The sequence below is a fragment of the Streptomyces gottesmaniae genome (genome assembly GCF_031845845.1).
GTDB lineage: Bacteria > Actinomycetota > Actinomycetes > Streptomycetales > Streptomycetaceae > Streptomyces > Streptomyces akebiae.
In genome coordinates this window covers 41,568-53,652 of the sequence record NZ_JAVRFJ010000056.1, presented here as the reverse complement: position 1 = coordinate 53,652, position 12,085 = coordinate 41,568, and the positions used below count along the sequence as shown (strand labels likewise).

General features: G+C 72.3%; 9 protein-coding genes. 2 read left to right on the top strand and 7 right to left on the bottom strand.

What is annotated here, in order from left to right; all coding sequences use genetic code 11:
- Positions 1-192 precede the first annotated feature (192 nt).
- Together RM704_RS41090 and RM704_RS41085 are read right to left on the bottom strand one after the other, a co-directional pair.
- Positions 193-2,514: an MMPL family transporter gene (locus RM704_RS41090; protein WP_033531938.1), complete on the bottom strand. Its 2,322-nt coding sequence runs from the start codon at positions 2,512-2,514 to the stop codon at positions 193-195.
- Positions 2,515-2,674: 160 nt separating this feature from the next.
- Entirely contained in the window at positions 2,675-3,280 is a 606-nt protein-coding gene (locus RM704_RS41085) for a TetR/AcrR family transcriptional regulator (RefSeq protein WP_033531937.1), read from the bottom strand.
- A 241-nt stretch (positions 3,281-3,521) separates the two neighbouring features.
- On the opposite strand from RM704_RS41085, the gene RM704_RS41080 reads away from it, so the two are divergent.
- Positions 3,522-6,896 carry a S41 family peptidase gene (locus RM704_RS41080; protein WP_033531936.1) on the top strand — a complete coding sequence of 1,125 codons (3,375 nt, stop codon included), beginning with the start codon at positions 3,522-3,524 and terminating at the stop codon, positions 6,894-6,896.
- A gap of 42 nt (positions 6,897-6,938) precedes the next feature.
- Here RM704_RS41080 and RM704_RS41075 read toward each other — a convergent pair whose 3' ends face one another.
- Positions 6,939-7,601, bottom strand: coding sequence for an NADPH-dependent F420 reductase (locus RM704_RS41075; RefSeq protein WP_033531935.1), 663 nt, complete (start codon positions 7,599-7,601; stop codon positions 6,939-6,941).
- 102 nt (positions 7,602-7,703) lie between these two features.
- Here RM704_RS41075 and RM704_RS41070 point away from each other — a divergent pair, with 102 nt between their 5' ends.
- Positions 7,704-8,060, top strand: coding sequence for a winged helix-turn-helix transcriptional regulator (locus tag RM704_RS41070; RefSeq protein WP_033531934.1), 357 nt, complete (start codon positions 7,704-7,706; stop codon positions 8,058-8,060).
- 88 nt (positions 8,061-8,148) lie between these two features.
- Here RM704_RS41070 and RM704_RS41065 read toward each other — a convergent pair whose 3' ends face one another.
- From RM704_RS41065 to RM704_RS41050, 4 genes are all read right to left on the bottom strand, one after another.
- A complete protein-coding gene (locus RM704_RS41065) occupies positions 8,149-8,433 on the bottom strand; it encodes a hypothetical protein (RefSeq protein ID WP_033531933.1) in 285 nt (94 codons plus the stop codon).
- 101 nt (positions 8,434-8,534) lie between these two features.
- Complete coding sequence (locus tag RM704_RS41060; RefSeq protein ID WP_311592955.1) at positions 8,535-9,431, bottom strand: SDR family oxidoreductase; 897 nt, start codon at positions 9,429-9,431, stop codon at positions 8,535-8,537.
- Positions 9,428-10,363 (bottom strand): alpha/beta fold hydrolase, encoded by a 936-nt coding sequence (locus RM704_RS41055; protein ID WP_033531932.1) that lies wholly within the window; start codon positions 10,361-10,363, stop codon positions 9,428-9,430. The genes RM704_RS41060 and RM704_RS41055 overlap by 4 nt, the downstream gene beginning before the upstream one ends.
- A complete protein-coding gene (locus RM704_RS41050; protein WP_033531931.1) occupies positions 10,360-11,919 on the bottom strand; it encodes a flavin-containing monooxygenase in 1,560 nt (519 codons plus the stop codon). The genes RM704_RS41055 and RM704_RS41050 overlap by 4 nt, the downstream gene beginning before the upstream one ends.
- Between the last annotated feature and the right edge of the window lie 166 nt (positions 11,920-12,085).

The following is a 12,085-nucleotide window of genomic DNA, read 5'->3' as shown; positions in this document are numbered from 1 at the left end:
ACGTCAGTTCCCCGCTGAAAATCGGCAATCACAAGCAAGGAGCGCGGCACGACACAGGCCATCCACACCCACCCCCACTCACCAGAACGCTCTTGAACGCACTCCAACGCCAGCAGTTCCAAACCCCGTTCACGCGAGAGCCGGTGAGGGCGCCCGTCCCCACGGGCCCTCACCGGCGGTCCTCCTCGCGCGTCAGACGCGGACCAGCGTCCTGTCCTCGTCCTCGTCGTCCTCGGCCCGCTTCCGCGCCGCGTCGTCGTGCGCCCGCAGGCCCTCACCCTCGACGTCGACGTTGGGCAGGGCGCGGTCGAGCCACTTCGGCAGCCACCAGGCCCTGTCGCCCAGGAGGGCCAGGACGGCCGGGACGATGGCCATGCGGACCACGAACGCGTCGAAGAAGACGGCGATGGCGAGGCCGAAGCCGATCATCTTGATCATCGACTCGCCGGAGCCGATGAAGCCGGCGAAGACGGCCATCATGATCGCCGCCGCGGCCGCCACCACCCGGGCGCTGTACTTGAAGCCGGTCACCACGGCCTGGTGCGGGTTCTCGCCGTGGACGTACGCCTCGCGCATCCGGGTCACGAGGAACACCTCGTAGTCCATCGCCAGGCCGAAGACGACACCCACCATGAAGATCGGCATCATCGACATGATCGGGCCGGTCTCCTCGACCCCGATGAGCCCCGCCAGCCAGCCCCACTGGAAGACCGCGACCACGGCGCCGAGCGCGGCCAGCACGCTGAGCAGGAAGCCGAGGGCCGCCTTCAGCGGCACCAGGATCGACCGGAAGATCACGATCAGCAGGAGGAAGGCGAGACCCACCACCAGCGCCAGATACGGGATCAGCGCGTCGGTGAGCTTCTGCGAGAAGTCGATGTTCATCGCGGTGGCGCCGGTGACCAGCACCTTCGCGTCGGTGTCGGCCGCCACGCCGGCGCCCGCGTCACGGATGGCGTGCACCAGGTCCTCGGTCTGCGTCGAGGACGGCTTGGACTCCGGGATCACCGTGATCATCGCGGTGTCACCGGCCTTGTTGAACGTCGCCGGGGTCACCGTCACGACGTCCTCAAGACCCTTGATCCCGTCGGTCACCGCGTCGGCGGCCTCCTTCGGGGAGGCGCTGTTCTGTGCGTCGACGACGACCATCAGGGGGCCGTTGAAGCCGGGTCCGAAGCCCTCGGAGAGCAGGTCGTACGCCCGGCGCTGCGTCGTGGACGTCGGCTGTGAACCGTCGTCGGGCAGGCCCAGTTCGAGCTGGGTGGCCGGCAGCGCGATCGCGCCCAGTCCGACCACGCCGAACAGCAGCACGGCGACCGGACGCCGGACGACGAAGCCCGCCCAGCGGGTGCCCAGGCTGGGCTTGACCACGGCGGAGCCCTCGGAGGAGCCCTCGGAGGAGCCCACAGCGGATCCGGCGGCAGAGCTCCCGGTGGATCCCTCGGCAGAGGCCCCGGCGGAGTTCTTCGCCTTGCGGCGGGCCGGCGGTCCGCCCTTCTGTCCGGCCGGCCGGACCTTGCGGCCCGCGTAGCCGAGCAGCGCCGGGATCATGGTGAGGGCGATGAGGACCGCGATGACGACCGTGCCGGCCGCCGCGAGACCCATCTTGGTCAGCATCGGGACGTTGACGACCGCGAGACCGGCCAGCGCGATCACGACCGTGAGTCCCGCGAAGACCACCGCCGAGCCGGCGGTACCGACGGCCCGGCCGACCGCTTCCTCGCGCTCCCGGCCCTCGGCCAGTTCGGAGCGGTAGCGGGAGACGACGAACAGCGCGTAGTCGATGCCGACCGCGAGGCCGATCATCAGGGCGAGGGTGGAGGTGGTGTCGCCGAGGTCGAGCGCGCTCGCGAGGGCGGCGATGGTGGAGACGCCGATGCCGACGCCGATGATGGCCGTCAGCAGCGGCAGCCCGGCGGCGACGAGCGAGCCCAGGGTGACGACGAGGACGACGGCGGCGATGGCCAGGCCGATGATCTCACCGGCGACGGCCGTCTCGGGCTCGGCCTGGAGGGCGTCACCGCCCATCTCGACGGTCAGCCCGGCGTCCTGCGCCTTGTGCGCGGTGGTCTCCAGCGCCTCCCTGGAGGAGTCCTTCAGCTCCATGGCCGGGACCTTGTAGGTCACCGAGGCGTAGGCGATCGTGCCGTCCCGGCTGACCGCGCCGGTGGTGAACGGGTCGCTGACGGAGACGACCTCGGAGCCGTCGCCCAGTTCGCCGACGGTCTTCTCGACGATCGCCTTGTTGGCGGCGTCGGCCATCTTCTCGCCCTCGGGCGCCTTGAAGACGACCCGGGCGGTGGCGCCGTCGGCGCTCATCCCGGGGTAGCGCTGTTCCAGCAGGTCGAAGGCCTTCTGGGCCTCGGTCCCGGGGATGGAGAAGGAGGTCGAGCCCGCAGCGGGCGCGGTGGCGGCGCCGACGCCCGCGAGCGTCAGCAGGGCCACCCAGATCAGGGCTACGAAGTGTCGTCGCCGGAAGGCGAGTCGACCCAGTTTGTAGAGGAATGTGGCCACGGGGGCGTACTCCCGTTCAGGTCGTGGAGGTGCTTGAGGGCAGGACGGATCAGCCCGTGCCGTGGGGAGGAGGAGGCAGGGCGGGGCAGGGCGGGGCAGGGGTGATCAGCCCGACGACATGAGCGGTGGGTCGGACGGGTACGTGCCGAACTGCGGGGAACTACAGGGAGGTCGAGACGCCGAGAGCGGGGAGGACCACGGCGTCGAGGTACGACCGGAGGAAGCTCTGCGTGGGCGGCTGGTCCTCGATCATGCCCCGCGCGACGAAGGCGCCGACGAACATGTGCACCACGTAGTCGACGGCGGGGTTGTCCGGACGGACCTCACCCCGGTCGACGGCGCGCTGCACCACGCGGCGGATCTCCAGCATCTCCGGCTCGATGATCAGTTCACGGAAGGCCTTCAGCAGGTCGGGGTTTCCGTGCACCGCCATGGCCAGACCCCGCATCAGCGCGTTGTTCTGTTCCATGGCGCAGTCATCGGTGCTCATCACCAGAGCGTGCAGGTCGCCCCGCAGGGATCCGGTGTCGACCGAGCCGATGTCGGCACCCGGCTTGTTGTGCCGCATCGCCTTCGCGACGAGCTCGGCCTTGCCGCCCCACTGGCGGTAGAGGGTGGCCTTGCTGGACCGGGTGCGGGCGGCCACGGCGTCCATGGTGAGGGCGTCGTAGCCGACCTCGCGGAGCAGGTCGAGGACGGCCGCGTAGAGCTCGGCCTCGCGCTCGGGCGTGATCCGACTGCGGCGCGCCGTCGCGGTCTCAGTCATCCCACTCCCCTTGCTTCCAGGTTGCCGTTCGAGGCGACAAGGCTACCGGCCGTACGGAATGACGCTGATGCCACCGGCCGGACACCCGCTTCTCGAACGAAACGGTTTCGTACGCTTAAGAAGATACCCCGGGAGTCGAAGAAAACGAAACCGTTTCGTTCGTGTGGTGGGTCACGCGGGAGAAGTCGTGGGTCGCGCGGCAGAAGTTGCCGGGGCCCCCGGACCGGAAAAGCATGGGTGGGTGAGCGACAGCTACGAGCAAGGAACGGGCCGGGACTCCGGCTACCTCCGCCACCCCCACCTCAGCGGCGACCGCCTCTGCTTCGTCGCCGAGGACGACCTGTGGCTGGCCCCCCTGGACGGCACGGACCGCGCCTGGCGGCTCACCGTCGACCGTACGAAGGTCGCCACACCGCGTTTCTCGCCGGACGGCCGGCACATCGCGTACACGAGCTGGCGGAGCATCCTCCCCGAGATCCACCTGACCCCGGTGGACGGCGGCGCCCCCGCCCGCCGGCTCACCTACTGGGGCAGCCCCGACACCGAGGTCCGCGGCTGGACACCCCCGAACCAGGAGGGGCACTCGGACATCCTGGCCGTCGCCTCCCACGGCGAGCCGTTCTCGCACTTCACCTGGGCCTACAAGGTCGGCACGGACGGCGATCCCGGCCGCAAACTGCCCTGGGGCCCGGTCTCCGACATCCAGTCCGCCGAGATCGAGGGCGAGCGCCGCACCCTGCTGCTCACCGGCACGCCCCCGCACGAACCGGCCTCCTGGAAGCGCTACCGGGGCGGGGCCATGGGCCGCCTCTGGCTGCACGGTGAGCGGCTGCTGGCCGATCTCGACGGCCATCTGCACTCCCCCCTGTTCGTCGGCGGCCGGATCGCCTTCCTCTCCGACCACGAGGGCGTCGGCAATCTCTACTCCTGCGCCCATGACGGCTCCGACCTGCGCCGGCACACCGACCACGACGCGTTCTACGCCCGGCACGCGGCGAGCGACGGCACCCGGGTGGTGTACCAGTGCGCGGGCGAGCTGTGGCTCGTCGACGACCTCGCCGCCGACGCCGTCCCACGCCGCCTCGACGTACGGCTCGGCGGTGCGCGCACCGGACGGCGGCCGTACCAGGTGCCGGCCGCCCAGCACGTCGACGGCGTCTCCGTGGACGACACGGGCCGGGCGAGCGCGGTCGTCGTACGCGGCAGCCTCTACTGGCTGACCCACCGCGACGGCCCCGCCCGGACCATCGCCGACACCCCGGGCGTCCGCGTCCGGCTGCCGGAGATGCTGGGCTCCAGCGGTCAGGTGGCGTACGTGACGGACGCGGACGGCGAGGACGCGATCGAGATCGCCCACCTCCCCCGGGCCACCGGCGCGCACGCGCCCCGCCGCCTCGCCTCCGGCGATCTGGGCCGCGTCCTGGAGCTGGTGTCCGACCCACGCGGCGAACGCCTCGCCGTCGCCTCGCACGACGGCCGCGTCCTGCTGCTGACCGTGCCCGACAGGGTGGCCGCCGCCGCGGGGACCGAGGAGTCGGACGGCGAGGTCGTCGAACTCATCACCTCCCTCAACGGCCCCGTCCGCGACCTCGCCTTCTCCCCCGACGGCGCCTGGCTGACCTGGTCCCACCCGGGCATCGGCCGCACCCTGCGCCAGATCAAGATGGCCCGCTTGAAGGACCGGACCGTCGTGGACGTCACGAACGGCCGCTTCGAGGACGAGAACCCGGTGTTCACCCGCGACGGCCGCTACCTCGCCTTCCTGTCCTGGCGCGGCTTCGACCCGGTGTACGACGTGCACACCGGCGACCTGTCCTTCCCGCTCGGCTGCCGCCCCTACCTGGTCCCGCTCTCCTCCGCCACGCCCTCCCCCTTCGCCCTGAACCCCGACGGCCGCCCGGTCGCCGGAGGCATGGACCCCACCGAGGACGAGGACACCGTCGGCACGGTGACCGTGGAGACCGAGGGTCTGGAGAACCGTGTCACGCCGTTCCCCGTCACCGCCTCCAAGTACTCGGCGCTGTACCCGGTCGCGGGTGGCGGCCTGGTCTGGCTGCGCTGGCCGATCTCGGGCGCCCTGGGCGAGACCTTCGCCAACCCGGACGACATGACCGGGCGCCCGACCCTCGAATACTTCAACATCTGCAAGGCGAAGAAGTCCGAACTCGTCGAGCACCTGGACTGGTTCACGGTCAGCGGCGACGGCTCACGGCTCGTGGTGGTGGACGAGGGCGACCTGCGGGCCGTCCCCTCCACCGAGCCCGGCGACGGCGACACGACCGTCTGGATCGACCTGCGGCGCATCCCGCACGAGGTCGACCCGGGCGCCGAGTGGCGCCAGGCGTACGCGGAGGCCGGGCGGCTGATCCGCGCGTACTTCTGGGACCCGAGGATGAGCGGCATCGACTGGGACGGGGTCCTCGCCCAGTACCGCCCGCTGGTCGAACGGGTCGCCTCCCCGGACGAGTTCGCGGACCTGCTGAGGGAGGTGCTGGGCGAACTCGGCACGTCCCACGCCTATGTCTCCCCCGCACGCCGCAACGAGGGCCCGCCGCACTACCAGCGCCGCCAGGGCTTCCTGGGCGCCAACTTCGTCCGCCGGGGCGACGACTGGACGATCCGCCGCATCCTGCCCGGCGACTCCTCCGACTCCAAGGCACGCTCACCCCTGGCCGGCACCGGCATCCGGGAGGGCGCGGCGCTCACCCACGTCGACGGCCGCCCGGTGGACCCGACGACGGGCCCGTACCCCTTGCTGGCGGGCGCGGGCGGCACGACGGTCGAGCTGACCTTCGCCCAGCCCGTCACTGCCCACCCGTCCGAGGAAGGCCCCGCGGACCCCTCCGACACGGAAGGGGAGGACCGCCAAGGGGAGGACCGCCCCCGCCGTGTGGCCGTCGTCCCCCTCATCGACGAACGCCCCCTGCGCTACCAGGACTGGGTCGCCAAACGCCGTGAGGTCGTACGGGAGTTGAGCGGCGGCCACTGCGGCTACCTGCACATCCCGGACATGGGCGGCTCCGGCTGGGCCCAGTTCAACCGCGACCTGCGCATGGAGGTCTCCCGGCCCGCCCTGATCGTCGACGTGCGCGGCAACGCGGGCGGCCACATCAGCGAGCTGGTGGTGGAGAAGCTGACCCGCACGATCCTGGGGTGGGACCTGACGCGGAACGCCCAGCCGGTGTCGTACGCGTCGAGCGCCCCGCGCGGCCCCGTCGTCGCCCTGGCCGACGAGGCGACCGCCTCCGACGGCGACATGATCACCGCCGCGTTCAAGCTGCTCCAGCTCGGCCCCGTCGTGGGCCTGCGCACCTGGGGCGGTGTCGTCGGCATGACCGGCCGCCACCAGCTCGGCGACGGCACGATCATCACGGTCCCCATGAACGCCGCCTGGTTCGACGCGTACGGCTGGACCGTCGAGAACCGAGGCGTCACCCCGGACCTGGAGACCCTTCGTACCCCCCTGGACTGGGCCGAGGGCCGCAACACCCAGCTGGCGGCGGCGGTGGACCTGGCGCTCGAACTGCTGAAGTCCCACCCCCCGGCGAACCCCCCGGACTACACCAACGTACCGAACCGGGCCCGCCCGCCACTGCCACCGAGGCCGATCCCGTGACCGGCGCAGCGGGCGACGGCCGCGGGGGCAGAGCGCGCCGCCTCACGGCTCCCGCCGCGGAGGGCCGGACGCGTGGGAGAGGGGCGGGGCGATCGCCTGCGCGTCGGCGCCCTCTCCGACCCACAGGGAGATGAAGAGCGCGGCGGTCGCCTCCAGAAGTCCCGCGCGTTCGAGCCCGCCACCGGACACGGGTTCACAGCCCGTGTCCCGGACCAACGCGCGTACGCGTGCGAGGGCCGTCTCGTCGTCACCGCACACCGGTACGGCCAGGGGGCGACCGTCGAACACGGGGGGCCGCATGCGCCACACATCCTCGTGGCAGAGGTTGAAGGCCTTGACCACGTGGGCTCCCGGCGCCGCCTCCGCCAGTCGCCGCGCGGCGGACGGACCTTCCCCGGTCAGTAGCCGGAAGCCCGGCCCGACCGGGTTGGAGCAGTCGAGCAACACCCTGCCGTCCAACGCCGGGCCCAACTCCCGTGCCACGTCCGCCCCCGCCCCGAAGGGCAGCGCGACCAGCACCACGTCCTGACCGGCCTCGGCCGCCGCCCGCAGACCGGCGGGCCTCGCACCTCCACCGATCCGCGCCGCGAGCCGCTCCGCCCTGCGCGCGTCCCTGCCCCCGACCGTCACCTCGTGCCCGGCCCGCACCCAGTGGCCGGCCAGCGCGCCCGCCATGCCGCCCGTGCCCCACACGCCGATCCTCATCACGATCTTCCCTCCGCACCGCTCACGTCCGGTCAGGCCCGCGCACGTCGTCCGCGGACCGTCGCACCCACGCTAGGGAGGCGTTCGGGCACCATTCGGTACGTGACGACCGACACCTTCCTCGCCGACTGCCGCGCCCGCCTGGCCTTCGACCTGCTCGCCAACACCTGGAACGCCGTGGTGCTCCGCGCCCTGCGGGACGGCCCGGCGCGCCCGGTCGAACTCCGGGAGCGGATCGGCGGCATCAGCTCCAAGGTCCTCACCGAGACCCTGCGCAGGCTCCGGTTCAACGGCCTGGTCGACCGACGGACGCCCCCCGACCGGCCCTCCCGGGTCGAGTACCGGCTCACCCCGCTCGGCCGCACCCTGCTGGGCCCCCTCGACGCCGTCGGCGCCTGGGCGTTCGAGCACGGCGACGAGGTCATGGCGGCCCAGGAAGCCGCCTGCCGACGGGAGTAGTGGCCGTCCGGGGGAACGCACGAACGCGGGGCACCCTCCGTCAAGGAGGGCACCCCGCGTGTCACACGGCCGGGGCCGGGTGCGGGAGTTACACGTCGTAGTCCGCGCGGACGCGGTCTTCCTCGTCCCGCATCAGCCGCTCCGACTCCTCGTCACGCCGCCGCGCACCGCGCTCCGGCTGCCCGTGCTCGCGCTGGGGCCGGCCGGGCTCACGCTGCGGCTGCCCGTGCTCGCGCTGCGGCTGCCCGTGCTGCGGCTGACGCTGGGGCTCGCGCTCACCAGGCCGCTGAGCCCGCTGCCGCTCCTCCGGCGACTGCCCGGCCTTCCGCTTCAGCTGCTCAGCCTTGTCCTGGAACTGGTCCTTCATGCCCATGTGGATTCACTCCCGTTTCGGGTGAGGGGATCGGGCCTCGACCAGACAAACACGCACGGACATTCCACGCATTTCGATCAGTGACGCTCGGTGACGCACCGCTATCGAGGCCCCGGATCCCCCACCCCCCGCGTCCGCTCGTCCGCCGCCCCACCGGCCCCCACCAGCCCCTTGGCCACCCCGCGCAGCCGCGGCTCCATCCGCCGCACCTCGCGGGGCGCGAACGTCCCTATGAGTGACGGGAGATACCCGCGTACGCCCTGCATCCCCCGCAGCCACCACTGCCCGTACACATGACTGGACCGCCGCTCGATCCCGGCGACGAGCCGGTCCACGGCCGGCCCCAGCGGATACGTCTTGCCCGCCGGCCACGGCAGCCGCTCCCGCAACTCCCGCAGCGCCTCGTCCTTGTCGGCCCCGCGCACCATGTCCGTGTCGGTCCAGGACAGATACCCGACCCCGACGCCCACCCCCTGGTGCCCGACCTCGGCCCGCAGACAGTGCGCGTACGCCTCGACGCCCGACTTGGACGCGCAGTACGCCGTCATCATCGGCGCCGGGGTGATCGCCGCGAGGGAGGCGATCTGCAGCAGATACCCCCGGCTCTCGATCAGCGCCGGCAGGAACGCCCGCCCGGTGACGGCCGATCCGACGAGGTTGACCTCGATGACCCGCCGCCAGGAGTCGGGGGCGGAGTCCACGAACGGCCCGCTGTTGGCGACGCCCGCGTTGGCGACGACGATGTCGACCCGCCCGAACCGCTCCTTCACCTCGGCCGCGACCCGCGTCATCACCTCGTGGTCGGTCACGTCGGCGTGCCAGTAGTGGCTCTCGCCGTACAGCCGTTCCGACACCCGCTTCAGTTCGTCCGGTTCGAGGCCGACGAGCGCGACCTTCACCCCCCGCACCGAGAGCTTGCGCGCGAGGAGTTCCCCGACGCCCCGCGCGGCCCCGGTGACGACCGCGACCCGCCCCTCCAGGGTGCTTCCGTCGCTCATGCGCCCGCCTCCTCCAACTCGTCCCGCCCAGCACGTACGTACATCGCCACCAGCTCGCGTATGCGCGCGGTGACCGCCTCCGGTGCCTCCACCGGCGACATGTGTCCGACCCCGGTCAGCTCGCTCACGCCCACGCAGTCGGGCAGCGCGGCGGCCAGCGCCCGCGCGTGCACCGGCGGGGTCATCCGGTCCGCGGTGCCGACGACGACGGCCGTCGGCACCGTCAACCGCCGTACGCCGTCGTCGAGATCGAGCGAGTCGAGGACGTGCGACCAGGCGTGCCGCACCCTGGCCGGGCAGGCGTGCACGATCCGCGCGCACGCCTCGACCATCACCGGTGACGAACCGGGGCCCATCGTGGCGTACTTGAGGATCCGCCGGGCGATGGGCGTGACCGGCCCGAGCGGCGCCCGGGAGCCGAGGACCTTCCGGGTCAGCCAGGTCCGCAGGCGCCCCGGCCGCAGCGGCACGACCAGCGACTCGGCGACCAGCCTCGAACTGCCCGTGCTGCACAGCAGGACCGCCGCCGCGTGCTCCTGGAAGCCCGGCCGCCCGGCGGCGGCCATCAGGGTCATCCCGCCCATGGAGTGGCCGACCAGCACCGCCTTCTCGCCCGGCGCGAGCGTCGCCGCGAGCACCGCCTCCAGATCGTCGGCGAGGCCGTCCGCGGTGCACGCGGCGGAGGCGGGACTGCGGCCGTGCCCGCGCTGGTCGTAGACGACGACCCGGTGGTCGACGGCGAGGTCCCGGACCTGCGCCGCCCAGTACGCCGTCGAACAGGTCCAGCCGTGCACGAGCACCACCGTGGGCGCCTCCCGCGGGCCGTGCGTCTCGACGTGCAGCCGCGCCCCGTCGGCGGACACGGCCGCCAACTCCCGTACCGCGACGGGCGGCGCGTAGGGCCCGTGCTTCACATGGGTCAGTCGGGTCACGCTCCGGCCTCCACCTTCTCCGTGTCCTTCGCCCGGCCGGCGTTCCTCGTACCCGGCGGGGCCGGGCGCACCACCTCGTACTCGCTCAGATCGACCCGCCGGGTCGCGCTCCTGAACTCGGTGGTCGTGCCCGGCCAGACGGTCGTGTTGCGGCCGCTCGCGTCGAGGTACCAGCTGGTGCAGCCGCCGGTGTTCCACACCGTGCGCTCCATGCGCCGCTGGACCCTCCGGTTCCAGGCGTCCACGGCGTCGGGCCGCGCGTCGAGGGCCACCCGACCGCCCAGCACGTCCAACTGCCGTACGAAGTCGGCCATGTAGGTGAGCTGGGACTCGATCATCAGGATCATGCTGGAGTTCCCGAGCCCCGTGTTGGGTCCGATGATCGTCATCCAGTTGGGGAACCCGGCCGCGGACGCACCGCGCAGCGACCGCATGCCGCTGTCGGCCCAGGCCTCGGCGAGCGTGCGCCCGTCGGCGCCCACCACCCGGTCCGCGATGGGCATGTCGGTGACGTGGAACCCGGTGCCGAAGACGATCGCGTCGGCCTCGGCGGCACTCCCGTCGGCGGCGACGAGCGTGGAGCCGTCGACCTTGGCCAGCCCCGAGGCGATCACGTCGACGTTCGGTCGTGTGAGCGCCGGATAGTAGGTGTTGGACAGCAGGATGCGCTTGCAGCCGATGCGGTAGTCCGGGGTGAGCCGGGCCCGCAGCTCCGGGTCCCCGACCGCCCGCGTCATGTGCCGCTTCGCCAACCGCTCCACCAGGCCCAGCTGGTTCGGCCGCTTGGTGAAGGCCTGCACCTGCAACTCCCGTACGCCCCACAGCAGTCCGCGCCGGGCCCGCGCGGTGAACGGCAACTGCTTGTGCAGCCACCGCTCGGCCCCGCCGATGCTCCGGTCGACCCGGGGCAGCACCCAGGGCGGGGTCCGCTGGAAGAGGGTCAGCCGGCCCACCTCGGGCTGGATCGCCGGCACGATCTGGATCGCGGAGGCGCCCGTGCCGATCATCGCGACCCGCTTGCCGCGCAGGTCGTAGCCGTGGTCCCAGCGGGCGGAGTGGAAGACCTTGCCGGGGAAGGAGCCGAGCCCCGGCAGTTCGGCCTCGGTCGGCACCTTCGGATCGGAGAGCGGCCCGGTGGCGGAGACGACGAAGTCGGCGGAGTACGGCCCGCCGCTGGTCTCGATGTCCCAGCACAGCCGCTCCGCGTCCCAGGCCATCCGCGTCACCTCGGAGTCGAAGCGGAGGTGCGGCCGCAGCCCGAAGACGTCCGCCACATGCTCCAGATAGGCCCGGATGTGCTCCTGCCCGGAGAAGGCGCGCGGCCACTCGAAATGGGGCGCGAAGGAGAACGAGTAGAGATGCGACGGCACGTCACACGCGCATCCGGGATAGTCGTTGTCCCGCCAGGTTCCGCCGACCGACCCCGCCCGCTCCAGGACGACGAAGTCGGTGATCCCCTCGCGCCGCAGCCGTACGGCCGCCCCCAGCCCGCCGAACCCGGACCCGACCACCGCCACCCGCACATGCGGCCCGTTCCCGCCCTTGTGCTCGCCCATCCGGTACCTCCACGCCTCATCGCGTGCGCACACCGCGTTCGCACCTACACGTCCGCGCCAGTAATCACTGGCGCAGTGGGAGCGTAGGGCAGGACCGTACCGATGGGTAGGGGTCGCGCACTCTGGAGTTACCAGCGGTACGACATAGGCTGCCCGAGTGGCAGAA